Here is a 17,043-nt window from a genome sequence, read left to right as displayed (position 1 = left end):
AGCGCGTGCTGCGCCTCGTCGTCCTCGTCTCCGGCAGCGGCACCAACTTCGCGGATCTGCTCGAGCGCACGCGCGCGGGGCGGGTGCCCGCCGAGATCATCGCCGTCGGCGCCGACCGCGAGTGCGGCGGCCTCGAGATCGCCCGCGCCGCAGGGATCCCCACCTTCGTCGAGCCGTTCCAGCCGCCGCGCGAGGCGTGGTCGATGCGGATCGCCGACCGGATGGCGGCGTTCGAGCCCGACGTGATCGTGCTCTCTGGCTTCATGCGGCTGCTGTCGGCCGCCGCGGTCGCCCGCTTCGAGCCGGCGATCCTCAACACGCACCCCGCGTTCCTGCCCGAGTTCCCGGGCGCCCACGGCGTGCGCGACGCGCTCGCGGCCGGCGCGACCGAGACCGGCGCATCCGTCATCATCGTCGACAGCGGCGTCGACACCGGTCCGATCCTGGCCCAGCAGCGCGTGCCCGTGCTGCAGGGCGACACGCAGGACTCGCTGCACGACCGCATCAAGCTCGTCGAGCGCGACCTGCTCGCACAGGTGATCGGCGACATCGCCGACGGCACGTGCGACCTCGCCGAGCACGGCAGCGAGCGCGGCCGCAAGCGACCGACGCACCCCGACCCGAGACCAGAGGAAGCACAGTGAGCGGACCCCAGCACGACCCGAGCCTCTACCGCGAGCGCGACGCGGTGCCCTTCCGCCGGGCGCTGCTGTCGGTGAGCGACAAGACCGGCATCGTCGAGCTCGGCCGCGCCCTGGCCGACGCGGGCGTCGAGCTCGTCTCGACCGGCTCGACCGCGCGCATGCTCGCGGACGCGGGCCTCGCGGTCACCGAGGTGGCCGAGGTCACCGGGTTCCAGGAGGCGCTCGACGGGCGCGTGAAGACGCTGCACCCGGCGATCCACGCTGGCCTGCTCGCCGACCTGCGGCTCGAGCACCACGAGGCGCAGCTGGCCGAGCTCGGCATCGCGCCGTTCGAGCTCGTCGTCGTGAACCTCTACCCGTTCGTCGAGACCGTGCGCTCGGGCGCCGCCGACGCCGACGTCGTCGAGCAGATCGACATCGGCGGACCGGCGATGGTGCGCGCCTCGGCCAAGAACCACGCCAACGTCGCGATCGTCACCGACCCGCGCATCTACCCGCTCATCGCGAAGGCCGCCGCCACCGGGCTGTCGCTCATGCAGCGCCGCGCGCTCGCCCGCGACGCCTTCGCCCACACCGCCGCCTACGACCGCGCCGTCGCGCGCTGGTTCGCCGGCGAGCCGGTCGACGAGGCGGCCGCCGCGCAGCCGGCCGCTGCCGCGGCGGGCGATGCGGCCGCGGCGCCGGTGGAGGAGGCGGCGCCGGCTGCCGCCTCGCCCGCGGCGACCCGCGCGCCGGAGCCGGCCGAGGCATCCGCCCCCGACACCTCGAGCGCGACGGGACTGCTGCAGGCCGTCGGCCGGGCGACGCTCGTCGCCGGCCTGCGCTACGGCGAGAACAGCCACCAGCAGGCGGGCATCTTCGCGCTGCCGGGCGGCCGCGGCATCACGCAGGCCGAGCTGCTGCACGGCAAGCCGATGTCGTTCAACAACTACGTCGACGCCGACGCCGCGCTGCGCGCCGCCTTCGACTTCACCGAGCCGGCGGTCGCGATCATCAAGCACGCGAACCCCTGCGGCATCGCCATCGCCGCGCCGCGCGCCGACGACCCGATCGCCTCGGCGCACGAGCGCGCCCATGCGTGCGACCCGGTCTCGGCGTTCGGTGGCGTGATCGCCGCGAACCGGCCGGTCACGCGCGCGATGGCCGAGACGGTCAAGGACATCTTCACCGAGGTCGTCGTCGCGCCCGACTTCGAGCCCGAGGCGCTCGAGCTGCTGACGCAGAAGAAGAACATCCGCCTGCTGCGCCTGCCCGAGGGCTACGCGCGCGAGGGCTCCGAGCTGCGGCAGGTCTCGGGCGGCGTGCTCGTGCAGCAGCCCGACACCTTCGAGGGCTTCTCGTCGCACACGTGGCGGCGCGTCTCGGGACCGCACGTGCCGGATGCGGTGCTCACCGACCTGGAGTTCGCGTGGCGGGCGGTGCGGTCGGTGAAGTCGAACGCGATCCTGCTCGCCTCGGGCGGCGCCTCCGTCGGCGTCGGCATGGGCCAGGTCAACCGGGTCGACTCGTGCCGCCTCGCGGTGACGCGCGCGGGGGAGCGGGCCGCGGGCTCGGTCGCCGCGTCGGACGCCTTCTTCCCGTTCGCCGACGGCCTGCAGATCCTGCTCGACGCCGGCGTGACCGCGGTCGTGCAGCCGGGCGGGTCGGTGCGCGACGAGGAGGTCATCGCGGCCGCGAACGCCGCCGGCATCACGATGTACTTCACGGGGGAGCGCCACTTCGCGCATTGACCGGGCGGCTGTGTAGGGTCTCCGGGTGAGCGCCGGGACCATCGACGACGTGCGGCGGGCGCGTCGCCTGCTGTGCTTCGGCGCGACCGGGTCGGGCAAGTCGACCATGGCGACGCGGCTCGGCGAGCGGCTCGGGCTCCCCGTCACGCTCGTCGACGACCTGTGCTGGGATCCGGGCTGGCGGGAGCCGTCGCAGGAGGAGCGCGACCGGCGCGTGCTGCCGCTGCTCGAGCGCGAGGCGTACGTCTTCGACTCCGTCTACGGCCCGCACAACGCGGTCGCGCTCGAGCGCGTCGACGCGATCGTCGCGCTCGACTACCCCCGGCACGTCTCGCTGGCGCGGCTCATCCGCCGCACGGCCCGCCGCATCCGCACGGGCGAGCTCGTCTGCAACGGCAACGTCGAGACCCTGCGCCTCGCCCTCGCGCGCGACTCGATCATCGTGTGGCACTTCCGCTCGTGGCGCTCGAAGCGCGAGCGGATGCGCCGATGGCACGCGGATGCGTCGGCGCCGCCGGTGCTGCTGCTGCGCCGGCCCGCGGAGGCCGACGCGCTGCTCGCGCAACTCGGCTGAGCCGGCTTCGCCGACCCGTTCCACCCCGGACGACCCGGTGCACCGGGTCGTGCCGGGTCGATCGGGTCGGGAACCGCGGTGAGGACTGCTCGAGAAAGTGATCGGGAAACGCCGATGGGGGCTGGACGCGGCGCTGTGAGCCTGCTTACAATCGAAGGCTGTCCGCGCCACCAGGGAGCGGCTGACCTGGAGGATGCCATGAGCACGACGACGACCGCCCCGATCGCTGCCGGCCGTGCCCTCCGCGTCCGCCTCGTCCCCGCCGGACGCCGGTAGCGAGCAGGGCCTCCCGCCCGCCGCGAGCACCGCTCGCCCCGTCGTGTCGGCGGCACCGCCGACGATCGATGCAGCACCACCATCGCGACCCACCCGTCGCACCGCACCATCGCCGATGCACGACGTCGGCGACCTCGAAGGATCCCCTCCCATGTCCTCGACGCCTCCCGATCCCACTCCCACCAAGGTCGCCGGGCACCTGCCTGCGCTCGCGCGCCTGCTGCCGTTCCTGCGCCCGGTGCTGCCGCGGCTGCTCTGGGGCACCGCCGCCGCGCTCGTCTCGGCGCTGCTGAGCCTCGCCACCCCGATCGCGATGCGCGCGCTCGTCGACGGCCCGCTCGCCGAGCGCGACTCCGCGGCCGTCTGGCCCGTCGCGATCGCGATCCTCGCGCTCGCGCTCGGCGAGGCCTTCTTCGTCTACATGCGCCGGTTCCTCGTGACGCTGCCGTCGACGCAGGTCGAGGCGTCGATGCGCCGCACCCTCTACGCGAAGCTGCAGGCGCTGCCGGTCGCCTTCCACGACCGCTGGCAGTCGGGCCAGCTGCTCAGCCGCGCCGTGCAGGACCTCGGCATGATCCGCCGCTTCAGCGCCTTCGGCGCGCCGCTGCTGGTCGTGAACGCGATCACGCTCGTCGTGGGCATCGTCATCCTGTTCTTCTGGAGCCCGCTGCTCGCCTCCGTCTTCGTCGTGCTCTCGGCGCCGGTCGTGTTCGTGGCGCTGCGCTTCGAGCGCCGCTACTTCGTCGTCTCGCGCGCCGCGCAGGACCAGGCGGGCGACCTCGCCACGACGGTCGAGCAGTCGATCCACGGCATCCGCGTGCTGAAGGCCTTCGGCCGCGGCCGCCACGCGCTCGAGGGCTTCACCGACCAGGCGTCGACGCTGCGCGAGACCGAGATCGACAAGGCCCGCATGGACGGGTACCTGTGGATGTGGCTGACGATCGTGCCGTACATCTCGTACGCCGTCTGCCTCTTCCTGGGCGTCTGGCTGGCCGCGAGCGACCAGATCTCCGTCGGCACGCTCTTCGCGTTCTTCGCGGTCGCGATGGTGCTGAACTGGCCGATCGAGTCGATCGGGTTCCTCTTCGCGTTCCTCATCGACGCGTCGAACGCCTCGCGCCGCTTCCACGAGATCCTCGACGCCGAGAACACGATCGTCGACCCCGAGCGGCCGACGACGATCCCGGCGCCGAAGGGGCGGCTCGTGTTCGACGACGTGCACTTCCGCTACCAGGACGCGCAGCCGCACGAGCGCGACCTCGTCGACGGCGCGAGCCTCGTGCTCGAGCCGGGCGAGACGATGGCGCTCATCGGCGTCACCGGCTCCGGCAAGACGACGCTCACGGCGCTGCCCGCGCGCCTCTACGACGTCACTGGCGGCCGCGTGCTGCTCGACGGCGTCGACGTGCGCGACCTGTCGCTCCAGGAGCTGCGCACGCACGTCGCGATGGCCTTCGAGGACGCCACGCTCTTCTCGGCCTCGGTGCGCGAGAACGTGCTCATGGGCGCCCCGGATGCGTCGGAGGAGGCCCTCGACCGCGCGCTCGCGATCGCGCAGGCCGACTTCGCGCGCGACCTGCCGGACGGCCTCGACACGCAGATCGGCGAGGAGGGCCTCTCGCTCTCCGGCGGCCAGCGGCAGCGCCTCGCGCTCGCCCGCGCGGTCGCCGCCGACCCCGCGGTGCTCGTGCTCGACGACCCGCTCTCGGCGCTCGACGTCGAGACGGAGGCGCAGGTCGAGGCCGCGCTGCGGCACGTGCTCGAGCGCACGACGGCGCTGATCGTCGCGCACCGCCCGAGCACGGTGCAGCTCGCCGACCGGGTGGCGCTCATGCGCGACGGCCGGATCGACGACGTCGGCACCCACTCCGAGCTGCTCGCGCGCAGCGAGCACTACCGCTACGTGATCTCGAGCCTCGAGGAGGCCGAGCGCGACAGGACCAGCATCGAGGCCATCACCGGCTCGATGCAGCGCGTCGACCTCGACGACCTCGACGGTCTCGACGCACAGACCGAGGAGGTGTCCCGATGACCGTCCAGGGCGTCGCGGGCGAGGACCGCACCGACTACACGAAGGCCGAGTCGAAGGCCATCCGAGCGCGCTCGCGGAAGCTGCTCGGCGCGCTGCTGCGGCCGCACATCGGCCGCGTCGTCGTGACGATGATCCTGGTGGTGATCGCGGTCGCCGCGAACATCGCCGGGCCCATGCTCATCGCGTACGGCATCGACCACGGCCTGCCGGCGATCGTCGAGCGCGCCGACTGGATGCCGCTGTGGGCTGCGACGCTCGCCTACATCGTCGCGGCGATCCTCGGCGGCGTGCTCATGTACGTCTACACGGTGAGCATCGCGCGCATCAGCCAGACGGTGCTGTTCGAGCTGCGCCGCCGGCTCTTCGACCACGCGCAGCGCCTGAGCCTCGAGTTCCACGAGTCCTACACGTCGGGCCGCATCATCGCGCGCCAGACGAGCGACCTGGAGTCGATCCGCGACCTGCTCGACCAGGGCCTCAACGAGCTCGTGCGCGGCGTGCTGTTCATGTCGTTCACGGGCATCGCGATGGCGATCCTCGACCCGCTGTCGGGCCTCATCATCGGCATCGCGCTCATCCCGGCGATCATCCTCACGCGCTGGTTCCAGGTGCGCTCGACGGTGCTGTTTCGCGAGACGCGCACGACGAGCGCGCGCATGATCGTGCACTTCGTCGAGACGATGACCGGCATCCGCGCCGTGAAGGCGTTCCGCAAGGAGCCCGCCAACCAGCGCGACTTCGACGAGCGGGTCGACGACTACCGCGACGCGAACTTCCGCACCATCAACATCTTCGGCATCTACGAGCCGGGCATCATGGCGATCGGCGCGATCACCGTCGCCACGCTCGTGCTCGTCGGCGGCCTGCGGGTCGTGGATGGGTCGCTGCAGATCGGCGCGCTGCTCGCGATCGCGCTCTACGCCCGCAACTTCTTCCAGCCCATCCAGGGCATCGGCATGTTCTTCAACGGCTACCAGTCGGCCTCGGCCGCGCTCGAGAAGATCTCGGGCGTGCTCGAGGAGGAGCCGACGGTCAAGGAGCCGGTCGCCGCGAAGGCGCTGCCCGCCTCGCGAGGCCAGATCGACTTCGACCGCGTCGAGTTCTCGTACGGCAGCGGCAAGGTCGTGCTGCCCGACTTCGACCTGCACATCCCGTCCGGCCAGACGATCGCGCTCGTCGGCACCACCGGCGCCGGCAAGTCGACGCTCGCGAAGCTCGTCTCGCGGTTCTACGACCCGACGGCGGGCAGCGTCAAGCTCGACGGCGTCGACCTGCGCCAGCTGTCGAACGACGACCTGCGGCGCGCGGTCGTGATGGTCACGCAGGAGGCCTACCTGTTCTCGGGCACGGTCGCCGACAACATCGCGCTCGGGAAGCCGGGCGCGAGCGACGACGAGATCGAGGCGGCCGCCCGCGCGGTGGGCGCGCACGAGTTCATCGAGGCGCTGCCCGACGGCTACGACACCGACGTCAACAAGCGCGGCGGGCGCGTGAGCGCGGGGCAGCGGCAGCTGCTGTCGTTCGCGCGCGCGTTCCTCGCCGACCCGCGGGTGCTCATCCTCGACGAGGCGACCGCCTCGCTCGACATCCCCTCGGAGCGGCTCGTGCAGGAGGGCCTCACGACCCTGCTCGCCGACCGCACGGCGATCATCATCGCGCACCGCCTGTCGACGGTCGCGATCGCCGACCGGGTGCTCGTCATGGAGCACGGCCGCATCATCGAGGACGGCTCGCCCGACGAGCTGATCGAGGCGGGCGGCAAGTTCGCGTCGCTGCACCGCGCGTGGCGGGAGTCGCTGGTCTAGCTAGCGCCCGTCGCCGGTCGAGCCGCCGGCCTCCCGTCGCTGGTCGAGCCGCCGGCCGGAGGCCGGCGAGTCGAGACCACCCCGCTGCTGCAGGATGCGGGGTGGTCTCGAGACGCCCGCGGCCTGCGGCCGCGGACTCCTCGACCAGCGGAAGAGGCGGACGCGGGGTGGTCTCGAGACGCCCGCGGCCTGCGGCCGCGGACTCCTCGACCAGCGGAGGGGGCGGACGCGGGGTGGTCTCGAGACGCCCGCGGCCTGCGGCCGCGGACTCCTCGACCAGCGGAGGGGCGGACGCGGGGTGGTCTCGAGACGCCCGCGGCCTGCGGCCGCGGGCTCCTCGACCAGCGGAGGGGGCGGCGGCCGGCTCCTCGACCAGCGGCGGCCGGAGGGTTACGGCCGCGTGAAGCGGTCGAGCGCGACCGCCTGCCACGGGCCCAGCTCGAGGGCTGCGACACCGTCGACGACCTCGACGACGGATGCGCAGTCGGGCACCACGACGTCGCAGTAGCGGCCGTCGGGCAGCTCGACCGGAACCTCGACGGTCGTCGGCTCGTCGTCGAGCTGCACGGCGAACGCCCCGGTCTCGCCGCGCAGCTGCGCCAGCACGCTGCCCATGGGCTCGGTCGCTGTCACCGGCGCATCCACGACCCGCGTGCGCCACGCGACGAGCTCCAGCGTGCCGGGCCAGCGGTGCTGGCACACCCACGCGCCGTCGGCCCACTCGGTGTCGGCGGTCTCGTCGCCCGTGCACGACGCATCCGTCACCGAGCCGTCGGCCTCGAGCGCGGGCCCCGCGTCGCGGTCGCTGAAGGCGTAGCCCGAGTAGAGCGTCGGCGGGCCGTAGTCGCTCGCGAGCATCACCGCGGTCGCCGCCGCGAACGCGCCGCCGTCGCGGTAGGCGAGCGTCGAGCCGTTGCGCTCGGTGTCGTGGTTCGCGACGAAGGTGCGCGCCTGCTCGTCGAGCAGCCCGTAGGCCTCGGGGGAGAGGTCGGCGAGCGCCCGCGCGGCACCCGAGCGCACGAACGCGCCGACCCGGTCGGCCCATCCGAACTCCCACACGGTCGAGGAGGCCGTGTACTGCTCGGGCTGCACCGGCTCGCCCGTGCCGCGGATCACCTCGCTGATGACGGGTGTGCCCTCGGGGAGCGCCGCCACGATCGCGGCGACGTCGTCGGGGTCGATGTGCTTCGCCGCGTCGATGCGGAAGCCCGTCACGCCGAGCGCGAGCAGGTCGTCGAGGTAGGCGCCGATGGTCGCGCGCACCCGCTCGGACTCGGTCGCGAGGTCGGCGAGGTTCTCGAGCTCGCAGTGCTGGATCACGAACGGCTCGCGGTACGCGTCGATGTCGTCGTCCGGCGTGCGGTCGCAGTCGTGGAAGTCGTCGGGCGCGTAGAGCCCGGGATACGCGTAGTGGGTGAAGTCGGTGCCCGCCCAGCCCCTGCCCGACTCGACGCCCGCCATGTGGTTGACCACCGCATCCGCGTAGACGTCGACGCCAGCCTCGGCGCAGGCGGCGGTCATCGCGGCGAACTCGTCGCGCGTGCCGAGCCGCGACTCGACGGCGTACGAGACCGGCTGGTACGACCACCACCACTCGGAGCCGTCGGCACCCGCGAGGCCGGCGGTCGCGCCGTCGACGTGCTCCTGCGGCGGCGACGTCAGCACCCAGGCGACGCCCGCCTCGCCGAGCGCGGGGCACTCGGCGGCGATCGCGTCCCACGTCCACTGGAACATCGCGAGCCCCGTGTCGCGGCGCTCGGGGGCGGCGGATGCGCAGCCGGCGACCGCGAGGACGGCGGCGGTGGCGACGGCTGCCGTCAGGCGGCGCGCGGTGCGACCCGCTGGCACGGCAGGCTCGGAGCTCGGCGCGTCAGAGGCTCTTGCGGCCGATGGCCTCGCCGTACTCGTTCTCGCCGATCACCTCGAAGCCGACGGCCTCGAAGAACTTGCCGGGGCCGAGGTCGCCCTCCTCCCAGACGGCGTAGACGCTGTCGAAGCCGAGCCGGCGCGCCTCCTCGCACACCTGGTCGACGGTGAAGCTGCCGACGCCCCTGCGCTGCGCGTCGCCTGCGACGTACATGCGCAGGATGCTCGAGCGGTACTCCTCGCGGTCGACCTCGGGGTCGAAGTTCGCCATCACGAACGCGACCGGGTCGTCGCCGTCGAAGATCACGCGCTGCCAGGCGCTCTGCGTGTTGACGAACTCCTCGAGCCGCGCGTTGCCGGCGAGGAAGGCCTCCTGGCCCCGCTTGAGCGTCATGCCGTTGGCGGCGACGATGTTGGCCGCGTTCAGCTCTTCGAGGCGCAGGTTCTCCATGCGCACACCGTACCAGCGCGCCCACGGATGCCCAGGGGCCTGGGGATGAACGTTCGGCGTCAGCCGATGGGCGTGATGCGGATGTGCCGAGCGAGCTCGCGCGGGTCGGCGATCGTGCCCGCCTGGGCTGCCAGCACGGCCGCGGCCGACCACGCGGTGGCCCGCGCCAGCTGCTCCTCGAGGGTCGCGCCCTCGGGGATCGCCTGCGCGAGCGCGGCGACGGCGGCGTCGCCCGCGCCGGTCGGGTTGCCGTCGAGCACCTGGTGGATGCGCGCGTGCCAGGCCCGTCCGTCGGGCAGCACCGCGAGCATCCCCTCGACGTCGAGCGACGCGAAGACGGTGCCGGTGCCGAGGGCGGCGAGGCGGCGGGCGGCGTCGAGCGGGTCGGCGCCGCCCATGGCGTCGAAGAGCTCGTGCCGGTTGGGCTTGACGGCCGTGGCGCCCGCGGCGACCGCGTGGCGCAGCTGCTCGCCGCCGACGTCGACGATCACGGGCGTGCCGGCAGCGACGGCGATCTCGACGATGCTCGCGCACAGGTGCGCGGGGGTCTCGGGCGGCAGCGAGCCGGAGGAGGCGATCGCGCGGGCGCCGGGCGCCTCCTCGCGCAGGATGTCGAGCAGCTGCTCCCAGCCGCGCGCGTCGACCGCCTCGCCCGTCTCGTTGAGGTTGGTGGTGCCGGCGGGCGTGACGATCGCGGTGGTGCGGCGGGTGGGCGCGTCGACCTCGACGAGCCGGTGGCGGATGCCCGAGCGGTCGAGGTCGTGCACGAAGATCGCCTGCACCGGGCCGCCGATCGGGGCGATGACCATGGCGTCCTCGTGCTGCTGGTGCAGCACGCGCGCGACGTTGACGCCCTTGCCGCCGGCGCGGGCGAGGCCGGTGGGCACGCGATGGCTGACGCCCGGGCGCAGCTCGTCGATCGTGTAGGTGATGTCGATCGCGGGGTTCGTGGTGACGCAGAGGATCGGGCCGCGAGGGGCCGAGTCAGCGGTCGGTGCGACGCTTCGGGCATCGGCGTCGGTCGCCATCTGGCCTCCTCGTCGCGGTCGCCCCCGCAGCGGGCGGGGTGGCTCGATCATCCCACGCGGGGCCGATCGTCGACACGCCGCCGCCGGTTGACCCGTTCGAACGTGTGTTCGAGAATGGAGGGATGGGGATGGCATCGACGAGGCTCGAGCGCCGCACGGGGGAGGACCGCACGGCGACGGTCGAGGCGCTGCGCGAGCGGCTGCGCGGCATGCAGCAGGCGGGCTCCCTGCAGGTCGAGCCCGCCCCGGTCGAGCCGGCCGCGGTGGGGCTCGCGGAGGTCGTGCGCGCGCTCCGGCCAGGCGCCGCGCACAGCATCGAGTCGCGCAGCCTCGCCCTCGCCTGCCTGGGCGCGGCGATGCCGGCCGGCGCGTGGGGCGCGATTGTGGGGATGCCCGACCTGGGCGTCGAGGCCGCCCGCGACCTGGGCGTGCCGATCGAGCGCATCGCGCTCGTGCCGCATCCCGGCCGGGCCTGGCTCGACGTGGTCGCGAGCCTCGCCGAGGCGATGCCGGTCGTGCTCGCCGCCTCGCCCGGGCGCGTGACCCACACCGACGCCGCCCGCATCGCGGCGCGGCTGCGCCAGGCGTCCGCGACGCTGCTGGTCGCCGGCCCGTGGCCCAACGCCGCGACCGTCGTGCGGTCGTTGTGCGCCGAGTGGGAGGGGCTCGCCGACGGCGACGGCAGGATCGCCGGGGGCAGCCTGCTCGTCGAGGCGTCGTCGGGCGGAGCGCCGCGGCTCGCGCGCATCCCCATCGGCGGCCCGGCGGCCGAGGAGCAGCCGGCCGCGTGAGCCGGGGCGTCCGGCGTCGACACGGCATCCGGTGCCCTGTACGCTCGTCCCGAGCACGGGAGTCCGTACAGCGGGCTGAGAGGGAGTACTCCAACTCCGACCGTCGAACCTGATCTGGATCATGCCAGCGCAGGGAGCGATCAGCAGCCCCGTCGAGCGGGGCGTCCTCCCGAGCTGATGATCGCCCGGGAGGGGAACCATGACCGACACAGCCCAGCGAGCGCTCGCGCCGGAGGAGCTGCGGGAGGATCCGCTGCGGTTCGGCGTCGGCGCCCGCGTCACCGTCGCGGTGATGTCGGACCGCTTCGTCGAGGTCGTCCTCGACGCGCTCCGCCGCACCGACACCACCGGCCTCACGGTGCAGACCGGGGACGTGAGCACCTACCTCGGCGGGTCGGAGCCGCAGCTCCTGCGCGCGCTCACCGGCCTCGCCGAGACGGTCGCGGCCACCGGCCTGCACGCATCCATCACCATCCACCTCTCGCGCGGCTGCCCCGGCGAAGCCGTGTGCGAGCTGCCCGGGGGTGCCGGCCCGCGCGCGGTCGTCGTGCCCGAGGGCCGCCGCACCGGCCGGTTCGCGGCCGCCGAGTGGGCGCTCTACCCGCTCGCCGACACCGCCGGCGCGCAGGAGGCCGATCACATGCGAGACATCCTCGCCGCCATCGAGCTCGCGAAGTCGAACGGCACGTACCGGGCGTCGGAGCACTTCGTCACGCGGCTCGAGGGCGACCTCGGCGACGTCATCGCCACGGCGCTCGCCGGATGGGTCGTGGTCGGTCGCAGCGTGCAGCACGTCACGAGCCACCTCACGATCTCGGTCAACAGCCCGAGCCACGCCCGTGTCGGCTGAGCCGCGCGCCGCCCGCCCCCGGCTGGCGATGCGCGACATCGTGCTGATGGTGATGCTCGGGGCCGTCTTCGGCTTCCTCTACTGGGCGCTCGTGCAGGCGTGGACCGCGCTGTCGATCGCGATGGGGCCGGCGGGCGATCTCGCCCAGCACTTCCTGCTGGGCGGTTGGCTGCTCGTCGCGCCGATCGCCGTCGCGATCATCCGCCGCCCGTTCGTCGGCATCATCGCCGAGGTGATCGCCTCCGTCATCGAGGTGGTCTTCCTCGGCTCGCCCGTCGGGCCGCTGCTGCTCATCGCCGCGCTGCTGCAGGGCGCGGGCAGCGAGCTGCCCTTCGCGCTCGGGCGCTATCGCAGGTTCGGCTGGCTGACCTTCGCGCTCTCCGGGCTCGCCGGGGCGGGCCTGGTGTTCGTCTACTCGGCGTTCCGGTTCGCGTGGTGGGAGCAGGACATCCTGCTGCTGCGCCTGGGCATCCAGCTGGTCTCGGGGATCGTGCTCGGCGGCATCCTCGCCAAGCTGATCGTCGACGCGCTGCGGCGCACGGGGGTGCTGGATGCATTCCCGATCGTCCGCGAGACGGCCGAGGCCGCGCCCGTGCGGCGGCGTGGCTGAGGAGCCGCTGCTCGTCGCGAGCGCGCTCGAGGCGGTCTTCCCGAGCGGCGACGGGGTCGGTCCCATCGACCTCGTCGTCGAGCGGGGGGAGTCGCTGCTCGTGGTCGGGCCGTCCGGCTCGGGCAAGTCGACGCTGCTGCGCATGCTGCACGGCGCCGTGCCGCACGCGGTGCCGGCCCGGACGACCGGCCGCGTCGCCGTCGCCGGGCGCGAGGTGGGCGTCCATGGGATGGCGTCGCTCGCGGATGCGGTGGGCGTGCTCGCGCAGGACCCTGAGAGCGGCGTGTGCATGCCCGACGTCGAGGACGAGGTGGCCTTCCCGCTCGAGAACCTCGCCGTGCCACGCGATCGCATCGAGCCCGCGGTCGCCGCCGCCCTCGAGCGGGTCCGCGCGAGCGGCCTGCGGGCGCGCCGCACGACGGAGCTCTCCGGCGGCGAGCTGCAGCTGGTCGCGCTCGCGGCTGCGACGGCGGCGGATCCGCCGCTGCTGCTGCTGGACGAGCCGACGTCGATGCTCGACGGCGACGGCGTGCGCGCGGTGCGGGCCGCGATCGCCGAGCTGCGCACCCGCACCGGGGCCGCGCACGTGCTCGTCGAGCACCGCCTCGACGAGCTCGCGGGCGACGAGGGGCTGGTCGCGCTGCCGCCGCGCTGGCTCGTGCTCAGCCGCTCCGGGCGCGTGCTGCACGACGGGCCGCCCCGCGAGATGGGCGCGCCGCTGCTGCGGCGGCTGCTCGCCGAGGGGTGCTGGCTGCCGCTCGAGCTCGAGCTGCGCGCGCTGCTCGACGCCGACGCCGCCGAGGGGGCGGACGCGGTCGAGGGCCGGGCGATCGCGCTCGCGCTGTCGGACGCCGCTGCGGCCTCGGCCGCGCCGCCGCCCGCCGCGGCTCCCGTGCTGCGCGCCCGCGGACTCGCTGTCGCCCCGCGCGATCCCTTCGCGCGCCGCTCCGCCCGGCGTCCGCCGGTGCTCGAGGGGATCGACCTCGACCTGCGCACCGGCGAGACCGCTGCGCTCGTCGGCGCGAACGGCAGCGGCAAGTCGACGCTGCTCACGTGCCTCGCCGGCATCGCACGGCCCCGGGCGGGCACGGTGGAGGGAGCGCGCGCGGGCCTGGTCTTCCAGCATCCCGAGCACCAGTTCGCAGCCCGGACCGTGCGCGCCGAGATCGCGCACGGCCTCGGCCCTGGTGCGCAGGGGCGCGTCGAGGCGATGCTCGCGCGCTTCGGGCTCGCCGAGCATGCCGATCGCGACCCCCACCGGCTCTCCGGCGGTCAGCAGCGGCGCTTGAGCCTCGCGGCGATGCTCGTGCACGAGCGGCAGCTGCTGCTCGCCGACGAGCCGACGTTCGGCCTCGACCGCCGCGGCACGATCGAGGCGCTGCGGGCGCTGCGCGAAGCGGCCGGCCGCCGCGCCGTCCTCTTCTCCAGCCACGATCTACGGGCCGTCGCCGGGTACGCCGACCGCGTCCTCGTCATCGCCCACGGGCGGCTCGCGGCCGACGTCGAGCCGTTGGCCCTGCTGCGCGATCCTGCGCTGCTCGCCGCCGCCGGCATGCGACCGTCCCGATCGCTGCGGCGGCTGGCGACTGCGGTGCGGCACCCGGCCCACCTGCAGCGGGCGCTCCGCGCGCTCGACGACCGGGCGATGCAGGCGTCCATGGCCGCTGCTGCGGAGGCGCCGCGGTGAAGGACTCCTGGCTCTCGGGCTGCGACCCGACCGTGAAGGCGGGCGTGCTCTTCGCCGCCTCGGTCGCACTGCAGCTCGTGTTCGAGCCGCTGCCGCTGCTCGCGCTCCACGCGCTCGTGCTCGTCGCCGTGCGCGCCGCGGCACGGGTGGGCTGGGGCACGCTCGCGCTCGCGCAGGCGCCCTTCGCGCTCTTCGGGCTCGGCCTCGTCGTGATCAACGCGCTCGCGCGCCCCGGCGAGCCGCTGCTGCCCGACGCGCCGCTGCGCGTCACGGTCGAGGGCCTGTCGGTCGGTGCGGCGCTCGCGCTCCGGGGCCTCGTCATCGGCGCACTCGCGGTCGGCTTCCTGGCGAGCACTCCCCCGAGGGAGCTGATGACGAGCCTCGTGGCGCACGCTCGGCTGAGCCCGCGCTACGCGTTCGCGCTGCTCGCGGGGCAGCGGATGCTCGCCGGGATGCCGCGCACGTGGTCGACGATCAGCGCTGCGCACGCGGTCCGCGCGCCGCTGCGCGCAGACGGCACGCCCCGTCGCGGCATCGTGGGGTTCGCGCGGCAGGCGTTCGGGCTCCTCGTCGCCGCGATCCGATCCGCCGAGCGCGTCGCCCTCGCGCTCGAGTCGCGCGGGCTCCGGGACGGCCCTCGCACCGCCTGGCGCCCTGCTCGCCTCGGGTCGCGCGACGCCGTGCTCGTGATCGTCGCGGTGCTCCTCGCCGCGGCCGTGCTGGCTGGAGACGAGCTGGTGTGAGCGGTGCCTCGGCGGCGAGGTGCGCCTGGCAAGGTCCTGGGAATCGCGGAATGCGCGGCACATCGGGAGTACCGTCTGCACGGTAGAGCCCGGAGATCCCAGCATCGGAGGCACGCATGGCCGAGTCGGGCGCACGTGCAGGCGGCCGCCGCCTGCTGCGCCTGGCCGTCGCCACCGGGGCGGCGTCGATCGGCACCATTGCGATCTCGCTCCTGGTGGGCGGTGCTGCTGCGAGCGCCGCCGAGGACGGCGTCGACGGTGGTGCGGGCGCAGCCGGCAGCGCTGTCGGCGCAGCGATCCCCCTCTCGCCCGATCCCGACGTCGGACTCGCGGCCGCGATCACGGTGGTCGAGCCGGCCGGGCTGCCGGCACCCGAGCCCGCCGCTCCTGCAGCGGAGCTCGTCGAGACCGTAGCGGTCGCTGCCGAGGTCGTGCCGGCTGCTGTGGCTGAGGCCGTGCCGGCTGCTGTGGCTGAGGTCGTGCCGGCGTTGCCGGATCCACTCGCGTCGGTGACGGAACCGGTCGCATCGCTCGGCGGAGACGCCGTCGAGGTCGTCGCGTCCGCGCTCGAGTCCATCGCCGAGGGCATCGATCCGGCGGTCGATGCCGTGCCGGTCGCCGATGCGCTGCTCCAGGAGCGATCCACGATCGCCGTCCCGACATCCGCAGCCGCGGAGCCCAGCGCTCCGGAGCCTGCGGTCACCGGACTCGTGCTCCGGACCGCGGCCGGCGACGCATCCGTCGTCGCCGCATCGGGAGCGGTCCGCTGGTCGCCGTCGTCCGGGGCTGCCGTGCCTGGGCTGCCGGCGTCGGAGCTGCTCGTCGATCTGTCGCCGGATGCCGGTCCGGATCCTGGTCCCCCGGCGCTCGCGCCCTCCGGCGCGGGCGGCGGCGCCGCCGGGCAGCCGCCGGCGACCCTCGATGCCCGCTCCGAGCCCGAGCTGCCGGGCGGGAGCGCCGGCGCGGTCGAGCACGACCGCGTCCCCGCATCACTCGTGGAGGAGCTCGCCGCGAGCCCTGATTGAGCGATCCCCGGCCGCGCCATGCGCGCGGCACGCGGCCGTCCCGGAGCGGGGCGGCAGATCGACTCAATCAATGGAAGGGCTGAGCGATGAACAAGCTCATCATGCGAGCGCTGTGGACGACAGCGCTCGCGGGCGGCCTCTGGGCCGCTGGCACTGGCGTAGCCAGTGCCGTCGAGGCCGACGCGACAGTCGGCGTCGGAGACCAGGTCGCGGTCGTGACCGTGACCGATTCGGTGGCGGACACGACGGCGGATGCGGTGGTGGACGCGACAGCGGATGCCACGGCGGATGCCACGGTGGACGCCACGGTGGATGCCACGGTGGACGCCACGGTGGATGCCACGGCGGATGCGGTCGACACGACGGCGGATGCGGTGGTGGACGCGACAGCGGATACCACGGCGGATGCCACGGTGGACGCCACGGTGGACGCCACGGCGGATGCCACGGTGGATGCCACGGTGGATGCGGTCGACACGACGGCGGGTGCCACGGTGGATGCGGTCGACACGACGGCGGGTGCGGTGGTGGACGCGACAGCGGATGCCACGGTGGACGCCACGGTGGAGGCGGTGGCGGACACCACGGCTGATGGCGCGGTCGATGCCGTGCTGGTCGACGCTGCGGCGACGACCACGGACGCCGAGACGGATGCGACGGTCGACGGTGCTTCGGTGCCGGCGGTCGAGGCGCTGGTCGACGCGGGTGCTGAGGCGCAGGTCGGCGATGCGCTCGCCGTCGGTGCGGATGCCTGCCTGGCGGCCGCGCTGGGCGGCAGCCTGCGGGGCGGCTGCGACTCGGCGGCTGCGGTCGGTGATGGCTCGAGCGGCGACGCGCTCGTGCCGGCGGTCGGAGCGCTGGTCGACGCGGGTGCTGAGGCGCAGGTCGGCGATGCGCTCGCCGTCGGTGCGGATGCCTGCCTGGCGGCCGC

The 17,043-nt window shown here is 74.2% G+C and carries 15 protein-coding genes and 1 riboswitch; of the genes, 12 read left to right on the top strand and 3 right to left on the bottom strand.

Going from position 1 to position 17,043, the window contains the following annotated elements; genetic code table 11:
* The first annotated feature begins 5 nt into the window (after window positions 1-5).
* The 5 genes from purN to AC1RNL_RS00750 all read left to right on the top strand — a co-directional run bounded on the left by purN (window position 6) and on the right by AC1RNL_RS00750 (window position 7,061).
* Window positions 6-644 (top strand): phosphoribosylglycinamide formyltransferase, encoded by a 639-nt coding sequence (gene purN / locus AC1RNL_RS00770; RefSeq protein WP_246990390.1) that lies wholly within the window; start codon window positions 6-8, stop codon window positions 642-644.
* Window positions 641-2,374, top strand: coding sequence for a bifunctional phosphoribosylaminoimidazolecarboxamide formyltransferase/IMP cyclohydrolase (gene purH / locus AC1RNL_RS00765; protein WP_492934167.1), 1,734 nt, complete (start codon window positions 641-643; stop codon window positions 2,372-2,374). Before purN ends, purH begins: the two co-directional genes overlap by 4 nt.
* Window positions 2,375-2,399: 25 nt before the next feature.
* The gene (locus AC1RNL_RS00760; protein WP_128190191.1) at window positions 2,400-2,948 is read left to right on the top strand and encodes a P-loop NTPase family protein; all 549 of its coding nucleotides are present in this window, start codon (window positions 2,400-2,402) and stop codon (window positions 2,946-2,948) included.
* Between the two features lie 427 nt (window positions 2,949-3,375).
* The gene (locus AC1RNL_RS00755; RefSeq protein ID WP_492934166.1) at window positions 3,376-5,256 is read left to right on the top strand and encodes an ABC transporter ATP-binding protein; all 1,881 of its coding nucleotides are present in this window, start codon (window positions 3,376-3,378) and stop codon (window positions 5,254-5,256) included.
* Complete coding sequence (locus AC1RNL_RS00750) at window positions 5,253-7,061, top strand: ABC transporter ATP-binding protein (RefSeq protein WP_492934165.1); 1,809 nt, start codon at window positions 5,253-5,255, stop codon at window positions 7,059-7,061. Before AC1RNL_RS00755 ends, AC1RNL_RS00750 begins: the two co-directional genes overlap by 4 nt.
* A gap of 390 nt (window positions 7,062-7,451) precedes the next feature.
* Here the strand turns inward: AC1RNL_RS00750 and AC1RNL_RS00745 are convergent, their stop codons facing one another.
* The 3 genes from AC1RNL_RS00745 to AC1RNL_RS00735 are packed head-to-tail and all read right to left on the bottom strand — an operon-like array spanning window position 7,452 to window position 10,406.
* The gene (locus AC1RNL_RS00745; protein ID WP_492934164.1) at window positions 7,452-8,909 is read right to left on the bottom strand and encodes an alpha-amylase family glycosyl hydrolase; all 1,458 of its coding nucleotides are present in this window, start codon (window positions 8,907-8,909) and stop codon (window positions 7,452-7,454) included.
* A 22-nt stretch (window positions 8,910-8,931) separates the two neighbouring features.
* Window positions 8,932-9,378 (bottom strand): GNAT family N-acetyltransferase, encoded by a 447-nt coding sequence (locus tag AC1RNL_RS00740; protein ID WP_310121987.1) that lies wholly within the window; start codon window positions 9,376-9,378, stop codon window positions 8,932-8,934.
* Window positions 9,379-9,437: 59 nt separating this feature from the next.
* A complete protein-coding gene (locus AC1RNL_RS00735; RefSeq protein ID WP_492934163.1) occupies window positions 9,438-10,406 on the bottom strand; it encodes a 1-phosphofructokinase family hexose kinase in 969 nt (322 codons plus the stop codon).
* A 122-nt stretch (window positions 10,407-10,528) separates the two neighbouring features.
* Between AC1RNL_RS00735 and imuA' the strand changes: the two genes are divergently transcribed.
* From imuA' to AC1RNL_RS00700, 7 genes are all read left to right on the top strand, one after another.
* Window positions 10,529-11,197: a DnaE2-dependent mutagenesis accessory factor ImuA' gene (imuA', locus tag AC1RNL_RS00730; RefSeq protein WP_492934162.1), complete on the top strand. Its 669-nt coding sequence runs from the start codon at window positions 10,529-10,531 to the stop codon at window positions 11,195-11,197.
* A 45-nt stretch (window positions 11,198-11,242) separates the two neighbouring features.
* Window positions 11,243-11,350: riboswitch (TPP riboswitch) on the top strand.
* Between the two features lie 46 nt (window positions 11,351-11,396).
* The gene (locus AC1RNL_RS00725) at window positions 11,397-12,047 is read left to right on the top strand and encodes a YkoF family thiamine/hydroxymethylpyrimidine-binding protein (protein WP_492934161.1); all 651 of its coding nucleotides are present in this window, start codon (window positions 11,397-11,399) and stop codon (window positions 12,045-12,047) included.
* Window positions 12,037-12,657: an ECF transporter S component gene (locus tag AC1RNL_RS00720; protein WP_310121976.1), complete on the top strand. Its 621-nt coding sequence runs from the start codon at window positions 12,037-12,039 to the stop codon at window positions 12,655-12,657. The genes AC1RNL_RS00725 and AC1RNL_RS00720 overlap by 11 nt, the downstream gene beginning before the upstream one ends.
* On the top strand, window positions 12,650-14,344 hold the full coding sequence (locus AC1RNL_RS00715; RefSeq protein WP_310121973.1) for an ABC transporter ATP-binding protein: 1,695 nt from the start codon (window positions 12,650-12,652) through the stop codon (window positions 14,342-14,344). The genes AC1RNL_RS00720 and AC1RNL_RS00715 overlap by 8 nt, the downstream gene beginning before the upstream one ends.
* Entirely contained in the window at window positions 14,341-15,087 is a 747-nt protein-coding gene (locus tag AC1RNL_RS00710) for an energy-coupling factor transporter transmembrane component T family protein (protein ID WP_492934160.1), read from the top strand. The genes AC1RNL_RS00715 and AC1RNL_RS00710 overlap by 4 nt, the downstream gene beginning before the upstream one ends.
* A 116-nt stretch (window positions 15,088-15,203) precedes the next feature.
* Window positions 15,204-16,112: a hypothetical protein gene (locus AC1RNL_RS00705; RefSeq protein WP_492934159.1), complete on the top strand. Its 909-nt coding sequence runs from the start codon at window positions 15,204-15,206 to the stop codon at window positions 16,110-16,112.
* A gap of 86 nt (window positions 16,113-16,198) precedes the next feature.
* The coding region (locus AC1RNL_RS00700) for a hypothetical protein (RefSeq protein ID WP_492934158.1) at window positions 16,199-17,043 on the top strand (845 nt) is incomplete at its 3' end.

This window comes from Agrococcus sp. GW821-FHT14H11 (assembly GCF_058803545.1).
Note: the sequence above shows the minus strand (reverse complement) of the source record. Positions and strands in the feature narration are given on the sequence as shown.

Excerpts from the sequence above, each read along its gene's own strand:
- AC1RNL_RS00755 (WP_492934166.1), top strand. The coding sequence starts at position 3,376 with ATGTCCTCGACGCCTCCCGATCCCACTCCCACCAAGGTCGCCGGGCAC.
- AC1RNL_RS00750 (WP_492934165.1), top strand. The coding sequence starts at position 5,253 with ATGACCGTCCAGGGCGTCGCGGGCGAGGACCGCACCGACTACACGAAG.
- AC1RNL_RS00740 (WP_310121987.1), bottom strand. The coding sequence starts at position 9,378 with ATGGAGAACCTGCGCCTCGAAGAGCTGAACGCGGCCAACATCGTCGCC.
- AC1RNL_RS00735 (WP_492934163.1), bottom strand. The coding sequence starts at position 10,406 with ATGGCGACCGACGCCGATGCCCGAAGCGTCGCACCGACCGCTGACTCG.
- imuA' (WP_492934162.1), top strand. The coding sequence starts at position 10,529 with ATGGGGATGGCATCGACGAGGCTCGAGCGCCGCACGGGGGAGGACCGC.
- AC1RNL_RS00725 (WP_492934161.1), top strand. The coding sequence starts at position 11,397 with ATGACCGACACAGCCCAGCGAGCGCTCGCGCCGGAGGAGCTGCGGGAG.
- AC1RNL_RS00705 (WP_492934159.1), top strand. The coding sequence starts at position 15,204 with ATGGCCGAGTCGGGCGCACGTGCAGGCGGCCGCCGCCTGCTGCGCCTG.